The sequence below is a fragment of the Candidatus Hydrogenosomobacter endosymbioticus genome (assembly GCF_021654655.1).
Taxonomy (GTDB): domain Bacteria; phylum Pseudomonadota; class Alphaproteobacteria; order Holosporales; family GW7; genus Hydrogenosomobacter; species Hydrogenosomobacter endosymbioticus.
The window spans coordinates 592,059-614,899 of record NZ_AP025225.1 but is presented as its reverse complement, the minus strand read 5'-3'; the positions used below and the strand labels follow the sequence as shown (position 1 = coordinate 614,899).

19 protein-coding genes and 2 tRNA genes are annotated in these 22,841 nt (G+C 40.1%); 13 read left to right on the top strand and 8 right to left on the bottom strand.

Going from position 1 to position 22,841, the window contains the following annotated elements:
- Positions 1–21: 21 nt before the first annotated feature.
- The 4 genes from HYD_RS02835 to radC all read right to left on the bottom strand — a co-directional run bounded on the left by HYD_RS02835 (position 22) and on the right by radC (position 3,205).
- Positions 22–600, bottom strand: coding sequence for a nucleotide exchange factor GrpE (locus HYD_RS02835; RefSeq protein WP_236864732.1), 579 nt, complete (start codon positions 598–600; stop codon positions 22–24).
- Positions 593–1,642 (bottom strand): HrcA family transcriptional regulator, encoded by a 1,050-nt coding sequence (locus tag HYD_RS02830; RefSeq protein WP_236864731.1) that lies wholly within the window; start codon positions 1,640–1,642, stop codon positions 593–595. Before HYD_RS02830 ends, HYD_RS02835 begins: the two co-directional genes overlap by 8 nt.
- Before the next feature lie 132 nt (positions 1,643–1,774).
- A complete protein-coding gene (gene pth / locus HYD_RS02825) occupies positions 1,775–2,341 on the bottom strand; it encodes an aminoacyl-tRNA hydrolase (RefSeq protein WP_236864730.1) in 567 nt (188 codons plus the stop codon).
- Positions 2,342–2,413: 72 nt separating this feature from the next.
- On the bottom strand, positions 2,414–3,205 hold the full coding sequence (gene radC / locus HYD_RS02820) for a RadC family protein (RefSeq protein WP_236864725.1): 792 nt from the start codon (positions 3,203–3,205) through the stop codon (positions 2,414–2,416).
- Positions 3,206–3,399: 194 nt separating this feature from the next.
- Between radC and HYD_RS02815 the strand changes: the two genes are divergently transcribed.
- Positions 3,400–4,821 (top strand): replicative DNA helicase, encoded by a 1,422-nt coding sequence (locus HYD_RS02815; RefSeq protein ID WP_236864723.1) that lies wholly within the window; start codon positions 3,400–3,402, stop codon positions 4,819–4,821.
- Positions 4,822–4,917: 96 nt separating this feature from the next.
- Here HYD_RS02815 and HYD_RS02810 read toward each other — a convergent pair whose 3' ends face one another.
- Both HYD_RS02810 and HYD_RS02805 read right to left on the bottom strand, forming a co-directional pair.
- Positions 4,918–5,562 (bottom strand): KpsF/GutQ family sugar-phosphate isomerase, encoded by a 645-nt coding sequence (locus HYD_RS02810; RefSeq protein WP_236864721.1) that lies wholly within the window; start codon positions 5,560–5,562, stop codon positions 4,918–4,920.
- A gap of 188 nt (positions 5,563–5,750) precedes the next feature.
- Positions 5,751–6,647, bottom strand: coding sequence for a coiled-coil domain-containing protein (locus HYD_RS02805; protein ID WP_236864719.1), 897 nt, complete (start codon positions 6,645–6,647; stop codon positions 5,751–5,753).
- A 249-nt stretch (positions 6,648–6,896) separates the two neighbouring features.
- On the opposite strand from HYD_RS02805, the gene uppS reads away from it, so the two are divergent.
- From uppS to HYD_RS02780, 5 genes are all read left to right on the top strand, one after another.
- Positions 6,897–7,586: a polyprenyl diphosphate synthase gene (gene uppS, locus HYD_RS02800; protein WP_236864717.1), complete on the top strand. Its 690-nt coding sequence runs from the start codon at positions 6,897–6,899 to the stop codon at positions 7,584–7,586.
- Positions 7,543–9,189, top strand: a complete 1,647-nt coding sequence (locus HYD_RS02795; protein ID WP_236864715.1) for a phosphatidate cytidylyltransferase — start codon at positions 7,543–7,545, stop codon at positions 9,187–9,189. Before uppS ends, HYD_RS02795 begins: the two co-directional genes overlap by 44 nt.
- A gap of 274 nt (positions 9,190–9,463) precedes the next feature.
- On the top strand, positions 9,464–10,279 hold the full coding sequence (locus HYD_RS02790) for an enoyl-ACP reductase FabI (protein WP_236864713.1): 816 nt from the start codon (positions 9,464–9,466) through the stop codon (positions 10,277–10,279).
- Positions 10,280–10,356: 77 nt separating this feature from the next.
- A complete protein-coding gene (sppA, locus tag HYD_RS02785) occupies positions 10,357–12,096 on the top strand; it encodes a signal peptide peptidase SppA (RefSeq protein WP_236864711.1) in 1,740 nt (579 codons plus the stop codon).
- Between the two features lie 35 nt (positions 12,097–12,131).
- Positions 12,132–12,207: transfer RNA gene (locus HYD_RS02780), tRNA-Lys, on the top strand.
- A 143-nt stretch (positions 12,208–12,350) separates the two neighbouring features.
- Here HYD_RS02780 and HYD_RS02775 read toward each other — a convergent pair.
- Positions 12,351–13,718, bottom strand: coding sequence for a hypothetical protein (locus tag HYD_RS02775; protein ID WP_236864710.1), 1,368 nt, complete (start codon positions 13,716–13,718; stop codon positions 12,351–12,353).
- 195 nt (positions 13,719–13,913) lie between these two features.
- Here HYD_RS02775 and HYD_RS02770 point away from each other — a divergent pair, with 195 nt between their 5' ends.
- The 5 genes from HYD_RS02770 to HYD_RS02750 all read left to right on the top strand — a co-directional run bounded on the left by HYD_RS02770 (position 13,914) and on the right by HYD_RS02750 (position 18,036).
- Positions 13,914–14,738: a phosphoribosylaminoimidazolesuccinocarboxamide synthase gene (locus tag HYD_RS02770; RefSeq protein WP_236864709.1), complete on the top strand. Its 825-nt coding sequence runs from the start codon at positions 13,914–13,916 to the stop codon at positions 14,736–14,738.
- Between the two features lie 101 nt (positions 14,739–14,839).
- Positions 14,840–14,931, top strand: a tRNA-Ser gene (locus HYD_RS02765).
- 701 nt (positions 14,932–15,632) lie between these two features.
- Complete coding sequence (locus HYD_RS02760) at positions 15,633–16,193, top strand: methylated-DNA--[protein]-cysteine S-methyltransferase (RefSeq protein ID WP_236864708.1); 561 nt, start codon at positions 15,633–15,635, stop codon at positions 16,191–16,193.
- 1 nt (position 16,194) lies between these two features.
- Positions 16,195–16,896, top strand: a complete 702-nt coding sequence (locus HYD_RS02755) for a DNA alkylation repair protein (RefSeq protein ID WP_236864707.1) — start codon at positions 16,195–16,197, stop codon at positions 16,894–16,896.
- Between the two features lie 372 nt (positions 16,897–17,268).
- The gene (locus tag HYD_RS02750; RefSeq protein ID WP_236864706.1) at positions 17,269–18,036 is read left to right on the top strand and encodes a response regulator transcription factor; all 768 of its coding nucleotides are present in this window, start codon (positions 17,269–17,271) and stop codon (positions 18,034–18,036) included.
- A 262-nt stretch (positions 18,037–18,298) separates the two neighbouring features.
- Here HYD_RS02750 and recJ read toward each other — a convergent pair whose 3' ends face one another.
- The gene (recJ, locus tag HYD_RS02745) at positions 18,299–20,062 is read right to left on the bottom strand and encodes a single-stranded-DNA-specific exonuclease RecJ (RefSeq protein WP_236864705.1); all 1,764 of its coding nucleotides are present in this window, start codon (positions 20,060–20,062) and stop codon (positions 18,299–18,301) included.
- A gap of 258 nt (positions 20,063–20,320) precedes the next feature.
- Between recJ and HYD_RS02740 the strand changes: the two genes are divergently transcribed.
- Positions 20,321–21,814, top strand: a complete 1,494-nt coding sequence (locus HYD_RS02740) for a YifB family Mg chelatase-like AAA ATPase (RefSeq protein WP_236864704.1) — start codon at positions 20,321–20,323, stop codon at positions 21,812–21,814.
- A 178-nt stretch (positions 21,815–21,992) separates the two neighbouring features.
- Positions 21,993–22,775, top strand: coding sequence for a prolipoprotein diacylglyceryl transferase (lgt, locus tag HYD_RS02735; protein ID WP_236864702.1), 783 nt, complete (start codon positions 21,993–21,995; stop codon positions 22,773–22,775).
- Positions 22,776–22,841: the final 66 nt, after the last annotated feature.

Here is a 22,841-nt window from a genome sequence, read left to right as displayed (position 1 = left end):
CCAACGTAAAGCAAACACACGTCAATCAAAGACCTTAACCATAGCAGGTCGAAGTATCCTGTCGTGAATCGAATACCCCTCTTGCAGGACTTCAGCAACTGTTCCCGGTCTATCTTCTGCCGAACGCTCAACGCTAGCAACAGCTTGGTGAAAATTATGGTCAAATTCTGCTCCCAGCGCCTCTATCTTTTTTATGCCAAAGGCCATAAACGTTTTTTCAAACTCCTTCTGTATTATTTTTATACCGTCCAGTAATACAGACTTCTCGCCAGACATGTCTTTAAATGACGAGGCGTAAGCCCTTTCGAAACTGTCAACAATAGACAATAGCTCTTTCGCAAATGAAGCTATGGCATATTTACGCGTATCCTCTTTCTCTCGCTCGAAGCGTTTACGCAAATTCTCCATATCAGCAAGCGAAAGCAGCAGTTTTTCTTTCGACTCAGAAAGATCCTTCCTAAGGCTATCTATTTCTCTCGCCATGTTGTCGACACGATCATCGATCTCGTCTCGCAATTCTTTAACTTCACCCTTTGAATCGGTATCTTTGAGCGCCATCTCTTCGACATTTCGCTCATTTTCATTTCCACAGTTAAGCATGTTCACAGATCTCCTCGCTCGCATTTACTATAGAATTTATCATATAAATGGCCTTCTTGTAATTCATGCACAATGGACCAACGATTCCTATAACAACTCCGTCTCCTAATGACGCATCCTTGTGTGGAGAAATTATCAAAGAATATCCGCCTATGCTGAACTTTTCACACTCAGACTCTCCTCCAATAAGCACTTTCATTCCAGCGCTCTCAGTTGCTCCGTCACCATCCGTCTCCCTGCTCACAACTTGATCAAGAATACTCAAAAACTCTTCTTGTTTTTCTATCAAAGTTGAAAGTTCTTTAAACTTCTCTAAATCCCCGATGCTTTGCACAAAATCCAGCAAATTATTTTGCCCGCTTATTGCAAACGACTTTTTATGTATAGGAGAACTATCTTCAAGACCTTTATTAACCATATTGAACAAAATATCGCTTACTTGTTTTCGTCGTTCAGCTATATCTCTATTAAAATCACTAAGCGCCTCACGCAAAGTTCTTCCATTCGAATAAGCGTTTATGCAGTTAATCGCTTCATCTATATCCGACTTACTAACATGGCTCGAAATAGACACTGGTTTTTTGTCAACGTGTCCATCTTGAGAAACAATTACTGCAAGACATTTTTCGCTATCAGCTCGAATAAGTTCTATCCTTTTTATTATCCGCTCGCTGTGCTGCGATATCACTATGCTCATGCAGTTGCACGACTGAGCAAGTACCTCTGCGATTCCGCTTATATCAGAGCCTCTTGCTATGCTTGCATTCATATTAGGCAGTCTTGAATCATATGAACAATTTCTTAATAGATGCTGAACATACAGTTTTATACCGAGAGCCGTTGGAGCTCTTCCAGAAGATGCATGAGCGGAAAACAGCAACCCTTTTCGCTCCAGCGAGGCCATAGTGTTACGCAAAGTCGCGGGCGAAAAAGACCCTGCCATAAGAGCTGAAAGAGTACGCGACCCCACCGCCGGGATTCCATCTAAATAAAGCTCGACTATCCTATAGAGAACATTAAGCGATCGAGTGTCCAGTTTCATATATAGCTATTCTGCACCGCACAAAATCACAAATAGACTGATATCAAAAAATGGAAAATTTTTCCACAGTACCCAAAATCATAACCACACTCTACTTCCATGCGACTACAAAAAAATTCTAACATCAGAAAATTACAGTTGCATTTTGCCAACGGCTTTCACGAATTCATTTATATTTCCGTGTAAAATCTTCGATATGTTCTCAGAAATTTCATCTATAGCTGAGTTTATCTTTTCCATCTGGTCGTCCGAAAACCTGCTAAGGACGTAAGAAGACACAAGAGGTTTGAGAGCTGGCCTACCTATCCCTATTCTAACTCTATAGTAATCACTTCCAATAACGCGATCTATGTCGCGCAAACCATTATGCCCTCTGCTGCTTCCTCCCATTTTCGCCTTAACTTTTCCACATTCTATGTCTAAGTCATCATGCATAACGATAACATCTTTATTTGAAATTTTGTTCATAGAGATTAACGGAGCTATAGCAGATCCAGAAAGATTCATGAAAGAAATTGGCTTTAATATGTATACTCTTTCTCCTTCAATTTCTCCAGAAGAAATCATAGTTTGTCCCTTCATCGAAAACGCTGGTAAAGAATAGCGCAAGCACACAGAGTCGGCAGCCATGAATCCAGCATTATGTCTTGTGTTTTCGTATTGCTCTCCTGGGTTTCCAAGACCAATTACAATTTTCATCACGATTGCACTGTAAAAATAACCGCAGCATGCATGATAGCAAAATAAAACAAAAAAGGCATAGCCACGCTGCTAAACAGGCAAAAGCGCGTTTTCTCTGAATGAGAAGTGAGCATATTTGCCTATTATGAAATGGTCTAAAATCTTTATTCCAGCTGCTGCCAACGAAATGCTCAACAATTTTGTTATCTCTATATCTGCATTTGATGGAGACGGGTCGCCGGACGGGTGGTTGTGAACCATAATTACCCCAACTGCATTAAGTTCAAGCGCTCGCTTCATAACCTCTCTTGGATAAAGCGATGTCTGATCTATTGTTCCTAAACTTTGAGCTTCATCAGATATCAAATAGTATTTTTTATCCAGAAACATTATACAGAATTGCTCAACTGGAAGGTGCGCCATGGTGATCCTACAATAATTCACAACCCTTTCAGAATTATTTAAAAGAGGCGCGCTTCTAATTTCCTCCTCTGCAAGCCTTCTAGATAATTCTTTCAAAAGAGCAAACGCAGGAGCTGCACCAGTAGCGCCAAGCTCATGAAGCTGAGCTATGCTGGCAGATACAACTCTTTGCAAACTTCCAAATTTATCCAAAAGATCCTTTGCAAGCGGTTTCACGTCTTTGCGCGGATATGCGAGATACAGCGCCATCTCCAACACCTCGTAATCTGGAACACTGCGAGGAGCCTTTAAAAACCTTTCTCTAAGGCGCCGTCTATGCCCCAAATAGTGAGGCTTTTTTTGAGAACGAGCAACAGGAAACAGGGTAGCCTCCCCAAACTCAGAAATATCTCCATGTCCAGGAGTTTCCTGATCAGCAAAAAGCCCACCTACCTCATTACAGACATCAGAAACCGTCACACACTAGCAGCCAACAACTACGGATGTGGCTGATTATACTGATAATATTCGGTCATTGAAAGTATTCTCCACTCTAAATTGTGTCCTATCATATGCCTTATTTTAAGGATATTTAAACAATGTGTGTTGAGTTTTTTAAGGCTTGATAATAGCATTAAGTCGGAAATCTATCGCACACCAAATAACAACAGATAATGCAATCAGAGATAACAACTGGGAAAATACCATTTAGCAACGAAATCGAACAAGCCTTGCTCAGTATTTTGTTGTACGATAACTCCTCTCATGAAATGATTCCCGACTCTCTTCGTCCAGAGCATTTCTATAACCCTTTGCACGCAAAAATATTCAAAGCCATTTCGCTTTTTATAAGCAAGAATCACGTAGCAACTCCGATAACTCTTGCGCAATATTTCAAAGGCTCATCAGATGAGGATAGCGGAGAGCAGGAATACCTTGCAGAACTTGGAGCTATGCTGTTTCCAGTACGAAACATACGAGATTATGCTGAACAAATTTACGATATGTATGCAAGACGCGAACTAATTACCATAGGAATAGACATAGCAGAAGACGCAAAGAAATATGAGATTGACGGGCCAAGTTATAAAGAGCAGCTAGAATCAGCAGAGCAGAAACTTTTTAATCTAAGCGCTAACAGAGACGAGAGAAGCTTCATACATATCGGAAACGCGATGGAACAAGCTGTTGTAGCAGCGGAGTCCGCATTCAGTCGGGATAGCCACGTAGTCGGGGTCACCACAGGCTTTATAGCACTCGATAAATTACTTGGGGGATTGTATGAGTCGGACCTTATAATAATCGCCGGGAGACCGTCAATGGGAAAAACCTCATTAGCTACCAATATAGCGTTTAATGCTGCGCGCGCTAAAATGCGTGGAGATAACGGCGGAGGCGCAACGGTAGCGTTTTTCTCACTTGAAATGTCAGCAAGCCAGCTAGCTATGCGTCTTCTTGGGCAAGAAACAGGGGTATCTTCTGATAGAATCCGTCGAGGAGCCATAGAAAAAACTCATCTTCCATTGTTTATAGATGTTGCTCGAGAACTGTCTTCTATGCCGCTTATAATAGATGATTCTCCCGCACTATCGATAACTAGCCTCAGGACAAAAGCCAGAAGAATGATGCGCAAAGAGGGACTTGGACTCATAGTTGTCGATTATTTGCAATTGATGACGATAAGCGCTGGTTCATTTGGCGAGAACAGAGTTCAAGAGCTTTCTATAATCACCCGCGGGCTAAAGGCAATAGCAAAAGAGCTTAATGTGCCTGTTATAGCTCTTTCTCAGCTTTCTCGAGCAGTAGAACAAAGGGATGATAAAAGGCCACAGCTTGCCGATCTAAGAGAATCTGGCACAATAGAGCAGGATGCAGACGTCGTTATGTTTATATACAGAGAGGAATATTACGAGTCCAGGAAAAAGCCTTTAGAAGGATCTGAAAAAATGATATCGTGGCAAAAGCAAATGGCAGAGATACACAACATAGCGGAGATTATAATAGCAAAACAACGCCATGGTCCCATATCCACTGTACAGCTTCACTATGACGGTCAGAAAACAAAGTTCTCAAATTTAGCGAAAAATATAATATGATCTAACAAGATGCCGTACAATATGGTATGAAAAACAACACTCTACTGTCAAAATATCATTAACTAACGCTTTCTCAACGGCCTCATCGTGCTTTTTCTATTCAGACAGTAGTATTTTCCCTATCCTTCCTCCAATGTGTCTCTCCCTATACGAACCTTTATCAAACCCCTTTATGTAACCAACGCAAACGGCTATTGCATCACAAACAGAGTTTGTAAGAGCCGCAGACGTTGTTGGAAGAAGTCCCGTAGAGCAGACTTCCTCAGATTTAGGAATAAGTAGCGTTATGTCCGCCACAGCAGCAAGAAAACTTTCGCAGCCAGACGTGATCGTTATTATGGTAATCTTCCTACCTTTTGCAAAACGACATATCTCAAATAGCTCAGCTGTTTCGCCAGAATTAGATATAATCACAAGAGCATCGTTATCGCATATAGCTCCCATGTCTCCATGTACAGCTTCTGTCGGATGTATGAAGAACGACGGAGCACCAACCGCACAGAGCGTAGCTGCCATCTTCTTTGCTATATATCCACTTTTGCCAACCGCGCTCGTGATAACGCGACCTTTCGTATCTGCTATAACAGAAATAACATCCGCTATTTCAACCGGAACATCTCTAGCAAACGAAGAAATAGCCTCACCTTCTTTTTTCACAGCAGATGAAGCCATCTTCACCAGACATTCCCGATTGCACTCACAATCCCGCAAAACAACCTTCTGATCCATGTACGCACGCACACCAAAACGGCACACTCCGGACATATGTTATCAAACAACGCCAGAAACATGCAAAAACTGTCATAACAACCTAACCTCTACTTTTTGTGATCATTCGCGCGCCTTTCACATAAAACTATTGTTTGTTTCAGTTTTTTCGAATTGCGTCATAGTCATCATCGCCAAATGTCCCTTTATCAAAATATAGTCTACTGCGCGTTAGATTGGTATTGCTGCTCAAAGTTCTCCAGCTGTTTTTTACACTTTTTATTAAACTCTTTTTCCTTACTAAGCTCAGCCTGCAAATCCGCAACCTTTTTTTTGTATGTATTCTCCGATTGTTCTCGTATAACAATTCTTATTTCCAGATCTGCCTTTGCTTTTTTGAGCTCATTAATCTGGTTAGAAAAAAGAGTGCTTAAAGATTTCTGATACTCCTCTTTGTCTTTCAACTGTTTTGTTAAGCATGTTATACTTTCTTCCATTTTTTTCATTTCTTTTTGTTGCGCAGCCTTATCGTTGTTTATCCCGCTGCGAGTTGTCTTGGAACTGCTAATTACGCTTTTAGCAGACGTAAGGTTGGCTTCCCTGCCCTTACCGCTATACGCGCTATAACTGTCGGATATGTCATCTGCCCCTCGTTCTTTTAAAATTTTATCCAATTTTTGCTGAAGAGCTGTTACTTTTTTGTAATTTTCACTTTCTATGAGCTCTATCTGTTTTTTGTTTTTCTCATCTTGCAAAAAAAAGCCTTGTTCTCGGTCTTTCGATTGAGTAACCTCTAGAGTCAACTTTTGTATTTCAAGATCTTTTTCCTGTAAATTTTTTTCCAGCCCTTTTTCTCTTTCAAGCAGTATGTTGTAATTTTTCTTAGATTCTTCTAATTCTTTCTTTAAGCTTTCTATTTCCAGCCTTCTATTAATCTCTATAATGTTTTTATTGCCAATAAAAATCGACATAAGAGAAGTAGAAACTCTACTGCTGTTGTCAGAATTCTGCAGATCCCGCTGAAGCAGACTGCCGCCCCACAGCTTCATAGAGAAGGCAGCATCCTCATTTGCAGTTAACACACACATACCTAAAAACGCTAAAACTCGTCTATTCATAATGTTTCCTTTAATGTTTCTTTAAAACCTAGTTCTTAATACTTATACTACTAAATTGATTTATTTTCAAGCTGTTTTATACAAAATTTTCATAGAGATACACCTATTCCACATGTACATTTTCATCTGCAACATCAGTTATTTTAGTAATATGTTTCTTCGAGTTACATAGCTTTGCGTGAATGTCTCTATAGATTTTTGAACAGCATTCATTTATAAGTCTCTTATAACTATATCGAATGAAAAAATATGCACGTTGCTATAATAATGGATGGAAACAGAAGGTGGGCAAAGTCTCTTGGCAAACCAAGCTTGTTTGGACATACAGAGGGAGCAAAAACGCTAAGAAAGATAGTTGAATCGTGTCCAAAATTCGGAATAGATTGCCTTACAGTGTTCGCTTTTTCCACAGAAAATTGGAAAAGGTCTTATGAGGAAGTCGGAGGTCTTATGAACCTCTTTGAAACATATCTCAGGAAAGAGACAAAGGAGATGGCAAAGGAAGGAATTAAGTTCAGGGTTATAGGAAACAGGTTAGATCTTTCTGAAAAGTTACAGAACCTCGTGCGAAAAGCCGAGGAAGAGACAAAAGATAACAGCAAACTAATATTTCAGGTAGCTATAAGTTATGGAGGAAGAGACGAAATAACTCGAGCAGTAAAAAAGATATCGGAGGATATCAAAAGCGGCACAGTATCTGTTGAATGTATAAACCAGTCCCTTATTTCCTCATATCTCGACACTAGCGGGGTTTCTGACCCGGATTTAATAATAAGGACAAGCGGAGAGCAAAGGGTAAGCGGTTTTTTATTATGGCAAATGGAATATTCAGAACTGTATTTTTCTGCGAAACACTGGCCAGAGTTTGATGAAGGCGAACTAGAAAAAGCTGTTAATGATTTTTCCAAAAGGTCGAGAAGATTTGGAAATGTCGCATAAGTTCAGCGAAACCAACAGATTTAAGGACTTGCGTGAGAGAGTAGCTACTTCTTTCTTTTTTCTCGCCGCCTTCGCAGTTTTCTACCCAATCTATGATCTATACAGCAACATAGCACTATATGCTGTCCTATTTCTACTTGGAACATCAGCAATTGTAGAGTTGTTTATACTGTTTCGTAGACTGAAAATTAGTCTATACCTTTTTGCGCATCTTGCTATTGCAATAGTTGTTGGGTATTTCGGGTTTGTTAAGGTATTTTTGTCATCAGGAATGTATCAGGTTGTTGCTGTTTTTCTTATAGCAGTAATTTCTGATGTATCTGCATACTTCTTCGGAAATATTTTAGGGGGGAAAAAATTATGTCCTACTATTAGCCCAAACAAAACTGTTTCTGGATTTATTTGCGCAGTAATAACTGCTTCTTTTATATGTTCAATAATTCTTATTATAGGAAAAACAAAAACGAGTGGAATTATAATAAAACCCGTCTATATAGTCGCGGTTTGTACAGCTTTGAGTATTTTTGCACAGATTGGAGACCTAGCACAATCTTACATGAAAAGAAGAGCTGGAATAAAAGATACAAGCAAAGCTTTTCCAGGGCACGGAGGAATACTTGATAGAACAGACAGCTGGATAGCGGTCGGAATCGCGGCTTTATTCTTATGGCCTCGTATAGTTATACATCAACAAGAAGAAATGCGTCTTTTGTTTATAGACGATAAAAAGAGGATAACACGGCCAGTAGTAGACCTTTTATACGCTACTGGATTGCATACAAAAAAGTTTCACAAAGAGCAAGCTCATGGTTTTAGGTTTGTGTCAAAGTCTCAACACATAAAGTACATATCTCAAATATTAACTGGAAGAAAATATAAGAATTACTCATGGATATATGACGAAACGAGAAATAAAAAAGCTAAATACCCAAGACTGGCTTCAGCAAAACAGTATAAATATATATACGACATATGTTCTAGAGATCTTCACATGACCAAATCCGTTGAAGCTCCAAACTCAGAGTATAAAGGAATACTTCTATTTGTATATAACCCAGAGATACTAAAAAGTCAGATATGTTCTCTTAAAAAGTTAGCCATAAAAATCCAGAAAGAAAAAGGACACATTTGCAAAATATTTGTATTACATATAAACGAAAAAATAAAACAAGCCGCTAGAAATATAATAAGGGATCACATAAACGAAGATGCTAAGAAACAGTTAGTAGAAATAGATGTAATAAATACAAGAAAAGATGAATATGGTTCTAAAAGTGATGCTATACACTCTTGGATATACAACCAAAGAAGTAAAAAATACAGAATAGAGTATGGATCCTATGCTGTCGTTTCAAGCTCGCCGTACATATGGTTTGACAAGCAAATAGTGTATAACGTTTGCAAAATAAGCTACCCAGGTATACTAGTCAACATAGATGGGATAGGAGATAGCTTCATCCCCTCTATTAATACAGAAAGTGATGTAAAGACCCTCTTAGACGCAACAGCGAAAACGATAAAGGCTATACACATAGAGATGATAACACGCGACCTTCCTTTTTCATCATATGTAACAAACTCAAATAGAAACTCAAAACACTGACGATATATGTGGAAATATGCGGCAAGAACCTCTTATTGCACACCCATCAACACATACGATAACAATCGGTAACACCACAAACAAAATTTCAACATATCAACACAAGGCATTTGAACTCTTAGGAAACGAAAGGATAAAACAAACTATAGTATGTTGATAAACTCCTAACTACAAGCTTTTTCCACAGAATTATATATGTTTACAAAATCAAAAGCTTTTACTAGCATCTTTTATGGTTACCTTATATCCTTATATAAAAGAAAGGGCACATATAATGAGTTTGCAAGCTGGAATTTTACAAGACAAAGTAGGAGTCATATTCGGAATAGCAAACAGCATGTCGATTGCATGGGGAATAACAGAAAACGCGTTTTCTCAAGGAGCAAAACTGATACTAACTTATCAGAACGAGGCTATAAAAAAGAGAATAGAACCTCTTGCAAAACAAGTTAATGCTATCGGAATTTTCGAGTGTGATGTCTTAAATGAAGCGCGCGTTGACACAATTTTCGAAGAGATAGGAAAAAAATTCGGAAAAATAGATTTTATAGTACACTCAATTGCTTTTTCTGATAAAGATGAGCTTAGGAACGAGTATCTATACACATCAAGAGAGAATTTTAACAATACTTTAGAAATTTCCTGTTTTTCATTTACCGATATAGCAAGAGCCTCGAGAAATTACTTATCCCCTAGAGCGAGTTTGTTAACTATGAGTTATTATGGGGCAGAGAAGGTTGTTCCGCACTACAATTGTATGGCTATAGCTAAGGCAGCACTGGAGGCTAGCGTAATGTACATAGCAAGCGACTTAGGATCTGATGGAGTAAGGGTAAACGCTATCTCTGCTGGTCCCATAAAAACACTTGCAGCATCTGGAATTGGAGATTTCCGACATATCCTTCGGTGGAACCAGAATAACTCAGCTCTCAGAAGAAACGTTACTATTGATGACGTTGGGAAAGCCGCTGTATTTCTTCTAAGCGATATGGCTAGCGGTATTACAGGAGAGATATTGCATGTAGACTGTGGATATCACATAGTTGGTATGAAGATGATAGATACTTCAAATGTTTGTGAGGAGGTGTAACTCTTATGAATGCTTTTCTGAGGTTCTTGTTAAAATATCTAGGCTTTCTGTGGAGGTTTTTTAAAAAGATAACTTTTTTGATAGGTCTGATTTCTGTTGCCACTGCATTTGTATTTCTACATAAAGTCTGTAAACCAGACGAAGTAAAAAAGCCATGTATACTAAAAATTGATTTGGATAATGTGTTGGACCATGAGGGACCTCAAAATCCTGTTGCAGCTTTTTTAGGCGACTGCAGACTTTCTTTCTTCCAGCTGATTAACGTTTTAGAAAAGGCTGCTACTGAAGATAAAATTAGGTGTGTTTACATAACGTGCAGGTCGTATCCTTTTGGCATGGCGCAGACTCAGGAGCTTAGAAAATTCATAAGTATAGTGAAAAAGAAGAAGCCTGTTTACTTTTTTTCTCCATCAATTGGTGATGTATCAGGCGGAAATATGTCTTATTACCTTGCAAGTGCAGCATCTCATATATGTGTACAACCAGTTGGAGGGCTTGGAGTAAACGGGTTTGGAATAGAAATGCTGTTTTTTAAAAACATGTTTAACAAAATCAGAGTCAACCCGGAGTTCTTCGGAAGGGAAGAGTATAAGTCTGCTATAGAACCATATACAAGAAGCGATATGTCCAAGCATAACAGAGAAGCAATCTCGTCCATTCTCACATCCATGGAAAACAATGTTGCAAATGACCTGTTAGAAGATGCGAGAGTCTCCCGTGGAAAGCATAATATAAAAGATGTATTCAAATTTCTGAGAAATGGACCATACACATCCATCGAATCTCTTGAGATGAAATTTGTTGATTCTGTAAGACTGCAGTATGAGTTAGAAGAAGAGTTAAGAAAAAAATTCTCAGAAGATGTCGTGTCAGAGGTAAGCTATGCTAAGTCAGTTAAAGCTGGTAATTCAAGAAAGAGTATAAAACCCACAGTAATGATTGGAAAAAGCGGAATTCCGTGTATAGCTGTTATGTCTTTATCAGGAGAGATTGTTGGAGGAAGCAACAGGGGTTTTGGAAACGGTATATTCGCGGCTGACATTATAGAAAAGCTTGAGGAAGTAGCTGAAGATAAAAGCATAAAAGCTATTGTGATAAGAGTTGACAGTCCGGGAGGAGATGCAGTTGCTTCAGAGGAGATATATGGCGCTATCGAGAAATATAGAGTAGGTGGCGTGCCAGTTATAGTGTCTATGGGAAATTACGCAGCTTCCGGAGGGTATCTTATATCGCTTGCTGGAGACTATATATTCGCTGAGCCATCAACAATTACTGGATCAATAGGTGTGTTTTCAGGTAAGTTCGACTTGTCTGGTCTATTATCTGCTATGGGGATAAGTGTTGATCATTATAAGCTATCCGAGCATACATTTATGAGTAGCTCTAACAGAGGGTTCACTAAAGAAGGCATAAAAAAGATGATGAGCCACATAGACAGTACATATCAGAGATTTTTAAGTCTTGTCTCGTATAGGAGAAAGATAAAATTCGATGAAGCAAGAAAATCTGCTAAAGGACGTGTATGGACCGGTGAGCAGGCAAAAAAGCTGATGTTGGTAGATGAAATGGGAGGTATGTCAGACGCTATAAAAAAGGCGAAAGATATTGTGGCCAAGAAAGATGGAATTCCTCTCAAGGACATATTGGTTAAAGACATATCACAACCTGAGGGGATTGTAAGCGCTATATTCGATGGAGACGGGATGAGAGCGCTTTTTAGTAGGATATTTGTGTCTCTTGTGCTCAACGTCGACAAAAACAGCCAGAAGGTTTATATGATTGAGGAAAGATTTACTAACAGAATGCTAAATCATTGACCTTAAGACGCTAAGCAATTATCATTCACCTGTGTGGGCCTTTAGCTCAGTTGGTAGAGCACCTGACTTTTAATCAGGGTGTCACAGGTTCGACTCCTGTAGGGCCTACCATTGCTGTCTGTTGTCATATAGACGATGCCAGCTCGCGCATCAGGCGGGCTGGCGTTTCTTTTTATTTTATGTATACAGAGGGAATTTCTTTTTCCTTCTATTAAAGTTTTTTATCTTGCGTTTCGTTCTGGATACTTTCTTCTTTAACTGTCGTGTTTGTTTTTTCTGCCGTCTTTTAGGCGGGGTGTTTTTTTTTTATTCGTACTGTTTTTATTGACGCCGTTTTTATTCACTCTGGAACTGTTTTTTCTCTTTTTCCTGGTCCTCTTTATGCTGCTACTTTTCACCGGTGACTGGTTTACAATCCTATATTGCTCTGTGATAAACGTGTTTCCTTGTTGAGGAACCATGTTCTGCTGTAAGTATTCAGGAGCCACTCTTTCACTCTGAGTTTCTTCTTGCTGTTGTTGAGTCGGAAGATCATTTTTCTTTTTCTTCTTTTTTGGTTGCTGAACGGTTTGTGGTTCCGCGGTTTGATATTGATGATCCTGTTGTTCATACGAACTCTGTTCATATACTGGATAATCAAAATTCTGAATGCTGGGGTATTGAGGAGCGGTTAGTGTTGGATATGCTGACGGATATATTTGTAATGGTTGGTATTCCATCTGGTAGCTTTGCTGATCAGCGTTTTGTTCTTGAATCTGTGGTGGTTGTTGAGAGGTTTTAGGGTGACGAGGTTGCTTCTCTAAAATATTTTGTTGTTGAGAGGTTTTAGGGTGACGAGGTTGCTTCTCTAAAATATTTTGTTGTTGAGAGGTTTTAGAGTGACGAGGTTGCTTCTCTGAAATATTTTGTTGCTGAGTAGAATCTTGATTTTGCTGCGAAATTAGTTCCTGGCTTTCATCTTCACTTTCGTCTTCATAGACAACTTCTTGATTAGCGTGGTCGCGTTTTTGGTTTTTGCTTTTCTTATGGAATAGTTTTGATGCATGTGTTATAAAATGCTTCCCGAAATGTTCTTCAGAAATCCCTCCATGACTTTTATTGCACTTTTGTCTTGCTGAAGAGAGATCGTTGTCTTTCGGTTTACATGTAATTCCAAACTGATGTACCTTGATGACGGTTCCGTCTTCGCACGTTACATTTCCATCTGGGCAGGACACGGCGGATTTCGCTGCATTTTTTGTGGTCTTTAAAAATCCCTTGTGAAGCTTATTGTCTCCTCCGCCAGTTGTACCGGAAAGACCGCCTTTGCTGTCGCATGATTTTTCTGCTTTTTCAAGAGTTCCTTTTTTAGGCCTGCACGGTATTCCATATTGGTGGACAGTTGTTTCTTCGCCATTTTTGCACTTTACGTGTATATCTGGGCACGAAAATGGTTTTGTAATTTCGTGAGCTAATTCGTTTGAAATTTGCTTAACCGCATCTCCGATCACTCCTTTCAGAACCGACGATTGTTTGTTCTCTTGTTCATTAACTTCGTCCTCATTTCCTGCCGCTATCGATGTACCTTCGCACCAATAGAGCAACGCAATGATAGCGATTAGTAAATATACCTTCTTGCTCATAATTCGCCTTAGTTTTCTATAAATATATGCGACAATTTTTGCAATAAAACATTAAAATTAAGATAATTTTCTTTTTTTGTAGTGCTGGTGTTTGTTTTTCATGAGAACATTATTTCTGTAATTAGAAAAAAATAGTTGCTTTGACTTTTTCAAGGAAGTATAATTTCAACTGTTCTGTTAACAATGGCGCCGCCAATGAATAGAGGAAAAGTTTTATACGAAATGCCTGGAAAAATCATTTATGAGCATTCTGCGCCTTCTAAATTGCTTCACTATTTTACCGATACGTATAGATGCGCCTTTACTGGAAGGTCTGAAGCTATCATAGGGAAAGGAGCGGTAGTGAACAGAATTTCTGCGCTTTTATTCTCCAAGCTCCGCATTCTTGGAGTTGAGAACCACTTTTTTAAAGCTTTAAATATGAGGGAGTCAGTCGTTAGCCAATGTGATAGCGTTGGAATAAGTGTAGTGGCGAGAACGGCTGCGATTGGAGAGTTTGCTAAAAGGTATGGAATTCAAGAAGGAAAACGGCTTGATAAACTAGCTATAGACTATTTTCTAGACAACAACCGAGACGAATTGGGCGCAACCTGCAAAGGGCAGCCGATAAGTGAGGGAAACATACTGTCTTTTTCTTTGCTTGATCACGATGACCTTGATGAGGTAGCTTCGATTGTGTCTCATGCTACCAGCCTTCTTAGGGGGCTTTTTATAGGTATAGGGTTCTATCTCCTGGAAATAACATTCTGCATAGGGAAAGGAATTAATGAAGACTCTGAGTTTATACTGACAGGGGAAATTTCCCCAGAGACGTTTTGCTTGGAAGATATTGATACTGGAGATATAATTGGGGGAACTCACATTCTCTCTGGCCAATGTGATCCTTTTGTTCATTACCAAAGAGTTGCGGCAAGGCTTGGAATACATCTTAGCGGCCCTTCTATATCGAGCGTTATTCCTTTTTCTGCCCCTAAGACGGGCTGTTCAGGTATCGGCAAAAGACCTATTGTTTGCACATAAACTTTAAAATACTGTACGAAATGTGTTTGTTCCGTAGAGAGTTGCCAGATCTTAGTATTAATGTTAAATTCGACCAAGTGGCGCTCTTACTTGCGCTGAGGGGGGAGATGGCCGAGTGGCTGAAGGCAACGGTTTGCTAAACCGTCATACGTTTTATAGCGTATCGAGGGTTCGAATCCCTCTCTCTCCGCCAGGTTTTTGAGGATAACTTTTCTCCGGTCTTTTTCTAGTGTTGCAAGGAGTCTTCATTGATAACTGAATGGATACACACGGGATTATCATGGCTGATATATTTAATGACTTGGTTCACAGCTTGGTTGTTATATAAAGCGGAGATTTTTCTATCAATTTACTAACAGACCAACCATCTAATAAACTACGATAAAACTGCAGTTTTGATATTTACTTTCTAGCTATTCATAAATACCCGCAACAAACAGTAAATTGTCAGTCATATCAAATGAAAAATCTTCACTTGTCCTCATTGGATATGTGGTAGATATCTTTTTTTGAGACAATTGTCCTGCAAATCATAAAAGTAAAAAAACCTCAGTGAGTCACTTGAAGCGATGATATTTGCAATAACTGATTTTAGCTTTTCTATATCAGTGTTATGGGGTGTTGACCAAGATTCCTTTATTGTATAAATTGACTGACCATATTTCAGTTCTGCTGAAAATAATAGATTCTCTTGTAGGTTAGTAAAAAAGAGTTCATAGCTATTACTCACTCTTTTATAAAGACAGAAAAATATGCTGTTTCTTTATGCGATGCGCCCTATAGAAAACCCTATAATGTTACATGATGATGAACAATAGATTTAGAAAGTAAATTTGAAAGAGGGATTGTATGGATTGAATAAAGTCTTTATAAGTAGTATAAGTCTATGGGTGTGTGGGAGATTTTTCTAAAGTCATGATTGCTTGGCCTGTTGGGCTTGGCCAAAATTCGGAGCTGACAAAATCCTGCATAAGCACTGTTCTTGGTCCTATGGTTGTGGTTTCCGACAGCGAGTATGTATGTTTTCTGGAGTTTCTTGATGGATGCCGCATGGGTGGTAAATTCGAGAAACTAGAGAAAAAATTGAATGCGCATATCGTATCAGGAGAAACAAAGCCGATCGAGTCTATTGCTAGAGAGCTCGAATTATATTTCGATGGGAATTTGACAGACTTTAAGACTCCGTTACGTCCTTTGGGGAGTCCATTTCAGATTCTTGTTTGGGAGCATCTTTCTCGGGTTCCCTATGCACAAACGAGAACGTATAAAAGTCAAGCAGAAGCCATTGGCAGCCCTACTTCTTACCGCGCGGTCGCAAACGCAAACGGCTTCAATCAAATAGCGATTGCTATTCCATGTCACCGTATAGTTAACAGCAATGGAAATATCGGCGGATATGGTGGCGGCGTGGCGAGAAAAAGGTGGCTGATCGACCACGAGAATCGCAATGCATAGTATGCTTCAAACAATACGAAAAGTCTTAGTAGAATCGATAGATTCTACGCCACACATTGTGTCTTCTCTATTTAAAACAGGTGTGGGCGATTATGCTGAACATGACAGATTTCTTGGTGTTCGCGTTCCTGCTATTAGGAAAATTGCAAAGGAATTTATGCATATTTCGTTCGAAAATCTGATTTTTCTAATGCGCTCTGCGATGAACGAAGAACGCCTGCTCGCTCTTGTAATATTGACTGAAAAATATAAAACAGCACCAGTTCAACAGAGAGACGCAATTTATCAATTTTATAAAGACAATATATTTTACGTTAATAATTGGAACCTTGTCGATATGTCTGCTCACACCATTATAGGAGCGCATCTTTTTGATAAAGATCGTTACTTACTAGAAAAATTTGCAGAATCCGATAGCTTGTGGGAGAGGAGAATTTCAATCGTCGCAACGTGGTATTTCATACGACGCGGAGACTTGGAGTGGACATTCAAAATTGCTGCGCTGTTGCTGAGCGACAAGCAAGACCTTGTGCATAAAGCTGTTGGCTGGATGCTTCGTGAGGCCGGAAAACAAAACCAAGGGCAACTTGAGCTGTTTTTGGCGCGTAACTCCCGTCTAATGCCAAGAACTATGCTTAGATATGCAACGGAGAAGTTGTCAGAAAATAGGAAAAAATATTATCTGACCAAGTCCGTGATTTGATACAAGTATTCATGATATTAGCGTGTATATCGCCGTGGCTATTTTTGTTCCAGGGTTTACCGGCTTTTGCAAGAATGACTTTTGTTATCTAAAAATCAGAAAATAAATGCGGCCTAAAAGTTGCTATCATGTTATACTTGCAGCGTCTTTTGCAAATATCTTTTGTAACCTATAAGGAATTTTTATAACTATGATGGCAATTGTATTGATTTTTATGGACTTTTGAACAAAATTTTGCGACAATTCGCTGGAATACGATTAGATCTTTGTGTGGTCGTTAGCGCCTGATTTGTTAGGAGTTTTTTAGGTGTTTTTTTGTATAAAACAATCGGGTAGAGCGATTTCGTCAAATTTTTGGGGAGCTAGGGTAATATGAAGATTTTGATAATAGAGGATGAGCCAACTACAGCCGAAACAATAAAGACAATGCTAAGTGCAGAGCAGGCTGTGTGTGACGTCACCTTATCTGGAGAAGAAGGCTTTGAGATAGGGAAAATATATAGTTACGATGCTATAATACTTGACCTTAATTTGCCTGATATAAACGGGCATGAGCTTTTACAGAAAATAAGAGAGTCTGCTATTCGAGCTCCCATACTCATATTGTCCGGCATGCAAGATATAGAAGAAAAAGTCAAGGCTCTGGGGTTTGGCGCTGATGACTACATGACCAAGCCTTTTCACAGGCAGGAGCTAATAGCGAGAATAAAGGCTCTTGTTAGAAGATCCGAGGGGCATGTATCATCTGTAATAACTGTTGGAGAAATTTCTCTGAATCTTGATGCGAAAACAGTTGATGTTAGATCTACGCCGTTGGTTTTGACTGGTAAAGAGTATAAAATCCTTGAGCTTTTAATGTTGAGAAGGGGGACCACCATAACCAAGGAAGCGTTTATAAACTATCTGTATAACGGGTTAGAAGAGCCCGAAGCAAAGATTATAGATGTGTTTATGTGCAAAATAAGGAAAAAGTTGGTTGACATAATGGGTGATGACGGTCTGTGCTATATAGCTACTATATGGGGCAGAGGATATGTTATGAGCGACCCAGATGATGCGAGAAAGCACATGGCGCAACAACAGGTCACCGGAAGCAATGTAACTTCCATTACGTCTGCAGTAGTCGCCCCGAAGATATAAATTTTATTTAAAAGAGACCTTGTTTGCTGCGGTGGGCTTCTTTGCGTCTGGATCTGTTTGCTCGGTGGCAAGTTAGAGTGGGTGTGGAAAAAACTTAGATATGTTTGCTGCTCGGAGGGGAGGGGGCTGGCGGGCTTCCTTCGAGGGACTGGGCGTGGTTCTGGAGTCGTTGATGTGTGGTATTGTTATGTGACTCGGCGGGATTTTGCGCCTAGTTTCGTTTATCGTTTTGCGCTATTTCCAGCATAGCTGTCGTTTTGCGCTACATCACGTCTTCCAGAACTAGGTGCGCCTTGCTTAGCCCCATCTTTTTGTCAACGTATACGCTCACGACGCAGCTTGCTAATTCGGACTTATTGTTTAGCAGCCACTCTCCTATGGAGTTTCCAACAGCTCTGAAACACACCGCTGAGTGCTTTTTATCATCCAGCTGAACTATCTTAACATTAAAGTGGCCGCCTCCAATCTGTATTACATCTTCGAAACGCACATCAGATATTAGAAATTTGGGTATCGGATACCCAACTCCGAACGGCTCCATAATTTCTATTGATTGCAAAAATTCTCCGCTTCTCAGAGTTTGTAGGGAAATGGCTCCATCTAAATTTATTAATGGAATGGTATCGGTTGGTCTATTTGTAAAAAAAAATTGTTCTGCAAATGTTTCGAAAGATTTTAAATTTTTTTTCTCAAGCCGAAACCCGCCGGCCATAAAGTGTCCGCCTCCGTTAGACAAAATTCTCTGTTCGTACGCTTCATGTATGAGCTGTCCTATGTCTAGGCCTGGTATAGACCTTGCTGACCCTTTTGCTGAATCTCCAATAATTGTTATCGCAAGAGAGGGCTTGTAAAAAGCGTCCTTAAGCCTTCCGGCAACTATTCCCATGACGCCCTCATGCCAGCCTTCTCCGACAGCAAATATGAAAGGTCTATCTTTTTGTTCTATGGCTTGTATGGAAGCTTGTTGTTCTACGTACTTTTCTATTCTTTGTCTTTCTTGATTCAGATCGTTCAATTGCCTGGCAAATCTCATAGCCTCGATATAGTCCTTGGAAGAAAGAAGCTTTACACCAAGGGAAGAATCGCCTATTCTCCCTCCTGCATTTATTCTCGGACCAAGAGCATACCCAAGGTGACTGAATGTTGGACTTTCCTTAACTCTGGCTATATCAAACAAAGCGCTTATTCCGGGATTTTTTCTGCACCTCATAACTTTCAGGCCTTGCTTAACCATGGCTCGGTTTAAGCCCTTAATTAAAACCATATCGCAAACAGTGCTGAGAGCAACGATATCCATGAGAAGCATCATGTTCGGTTCGTCTATATCTTCGAAGTAACTAGAATTTCTTAGATATCTGTTCAGCCCAACCAGAAAAAGAAATACAAGCCCGCCTGCGCATAAATTTTTTATCGAGTCAGAGCATTCGCAATCCATTCTTTTTGGATTTATGAACGCTTCACACTTAGGGTGGGATGAACCAACCCTATGGTGATCTATGATTATTACATCTATTCCATTAGATTTTGCCCATTCCAGTGGATCGAAAGCTGTTGTGCCGCAGTCTACGACGAAAACAACTGAAACCCCGTCGTTTTTCAACTGTTGTAATCCGTGTTGATTTGGTCCATACCCTTCTTGGAACCTGTCCGGGATATAAGGGGTCATTCCTATGCCAATTGAGCTAAAGTATTTTATCAAAAGAGCTGCAGAGCAAGCCCCATCAACGTCATAATCTCCCCAAACGGCCATTTTTCGCTTGTCGAGCAGTGCATTATAGACAAATTCAAATGCATGCTCGCTGTCAGGAAGCACGCTTGGATCTGGGAGCAACTCCTTTATGGTAGGGAAGAACATTTCTTCGCATTCTTGAACGGACGAAGAGCGCCTAAGGGCTATTGAGGCGGACAGATCTGAAACATTGAATTTCTGCTTCAGGTGCAGGATATCGCGCTCGTTGACGTCCTCAAAAACCCAACGTTTCCCTGATTTAGACAAAGCTGAGCAAATTTTATCATAATTGAACACATCACAATCACAAATACACACGAACTATTGCGACCATGCTAACATTTAGAAAAATATAAATCTATCTGGCGCGCGGTTTAAATAAGAAAAAGATTTTTGGTGTAAATTTTACTAATAATTGCATAAAATGTAAAATAAAATACAAAAATCGCAGTCTTTTAGCCCTTTACAAACAAGAAAAACAGATTTATTTATTAGTAGTCGTGCGTCAAATATATAGATGGACTGTCGATATTGGTTGCGTTCAGAGAGGTGATTATGCAAACGGTTTGCTTTCAGGGAATAGAGGCTGTGCCGATAGATGTGCAGATAATGATAAGCCCAGGACTCCCGAGCTTTTCTGTTGTTGGGCTTCCTGACAAGGCTGTGAGCGAATCAAGGGAAAGGATAAAGGCAGCTCTGCATGCTATTGGGATAGCGCTTCCGTCCAAGAAAATCACGGTCAATTTATCTCCAGCCAATATAAAAAAAGAGGGAAGCCATTACGACCTGCCGATAGCGTTGTGCCTTCTGTCTTCTCTTGGCGCGGTTGACAGCGATCTGTCTCGGTATATTGCTATAGGAGAGCTTTCGCTTGATGGAAGAATAGTCCCTGTTCACGGGGTTTTATCAACGGCTTTGCGTGCTCTGGAGAGCGAGAAAGGGCTTATCTGTCCTTATGAATGTGGCGGGGAGGCCGTGTGGGCAGGCAATCTGGAAGTCATAGCGTCGAAACATATCATAGAGATCGCTAATCACTTTAAAGGAGCCCAAGTTCTTAGCGCCCCTGCTCGCGAAGCAGAGTCTCTTATTTCATTTGATAAAGATTTTTCAGATGTAAAGGGACAGAATATTGCTAAGCGCGCTCTTGAAATAGCGGCAGCAGGAGGGCATAACGTTCTTATGATTGGGCAACCGGGTATAGGAAAGTCTATGCTGGCAGCTCGTATGCAAACGATACTTCCTCCTCTGACGGCGAGAGAATCTCTTGAAGTTACGATGATTAATAGCGTTGCGCAGGTAGGAGCTATCGGAAGGTTGGCAAGAAAGCGGCCGTTCAGAAGTCCACACCATTCGGCGTCTACAGTGTCTATGATAGGCGGGGGGATATATGCCGTTCCTGGAGAAGTTTCTTTGGCTCATGGTGGCATTTTGTTTTTAGATGAGTTGGCGGAATTTTCTCGCGGAGCTATGGAAGCACTTAGACAGCCAATGGAATCTGGAGAGGCTATTATATCAAGAGCAAATGCTCATATATCATATCCTGCAAGATTTCAGCTTATAGCGGCAATGAACCCGTGCAGGTGTGGGTATTTTGGAGATAAAGAAAAACAATGTCGTCAGTCTCCGGAGTGCGCAGATCAGTATAAAAGAAAGTTGTCTGGCCCGTTTCTCGACAGAATAGATATATCTATTGACATATTTCAGACTAAGAACGCCCTTATATCATCAATCGGAAAAGAAGAGAAAAGCGATGTGATACGTTCAAGAGTTATAGCCGCAAGAGCTATTCAACAACGAAGATACGGAGTGCCAGATAGTCTTGAGTTTTTAAACGCTAATATTAGCGACTCTGAGTTCAGGGGTAAGTCTGAGTGCAGCGATGATGCTATGCGAATTCTTGCAAAGGCGACTGAAAAATTATCTTTGTCTATGCGAGCTCATTCAAGACTTTTGAGAGTCGCCAGGACAATAGCTGATATAGAGGGTTGCGAACAAATATTGAAAGCGCACATGGCGGAGGCTCTCGGATATAGAGGGCACAGATGGTGATGGCTTTGCCCATAGTCTTGCTGTATGTATGGCGGATTTTGACTAAAGAGAGTTGATTTCTGGAAACCACAGTAAGATATACGAGAATCCATTTTACGCATGAAGGGATGCGCTCGTTTACTGCACATTATTTTGTGGATAGAATTCGTCTGTACGATCGATAAATTGAGCTGCTATTATGAATTTAGATTCGCTTAACCCTGTCGCTTTTTACATAGGCTCATGGCCCGTGAGCTGGTATGGGATATCATATAGCGTTGGCATATCTTTTGCCTGGATATACTGCAGGAGAATAAGCGGGTTATTCGGGCTTAGTAGGGATAATATAGATCAGTTTGTGACATACGGTATACTTGGCGTCGTAATCGGTGGACGTGTGGGCAATGTGTTGCTTTATTATCCATCGTATTATTTTTCTCATATGTCAGAGATATTAAAACTCTGGAATGGGGGGATGTCGTTTCATGGAGGTTTGCTGGGTGTTGTGGTTGCGCTTTTTATATACTGTGCGCTGCAAAAGGTCGATATAGCAAGAATGGCTGACTGTATTTCGTGTGGAGCCCCTATAGGATTGTTTTTCGGGCGCGTTGCTAACTTTGTAAATCAAGAGTTATATGGAAGGTCGACGGATGTTTCTTGGGGGGTTGTGTTTCCAAAAATAGACCTTATCCCGCGCCATCCAAGCCAAATATATGAGGCGCTGCTGGAGGGGGCTCTTTTGTTTGTGATTATTAATTATTTTTCTATTTTTAGGGGATTTGCAAGAAAAAATTTTGCATTATCTGGTATTTTCTTTTTCGGGTATGGCGTTTTTAGGTGGGTAGTGGAATATTTTAGAGAGCCGGAAGAGGTGTGTAGCTTTGCGAAGTCTGTAACGCTTGGGCAGGCGTATTCAGCTCCGCTATTCGCGATTGGTGTTGGAATGATCGTATATGCTGTGTATAGCTCGAAAAAACGCTGAATATGAAAGAGCCTCACCAACACTTTTTTTGTTTTGGATTTGAAAAAGAAATGTCAGAATTTGGTT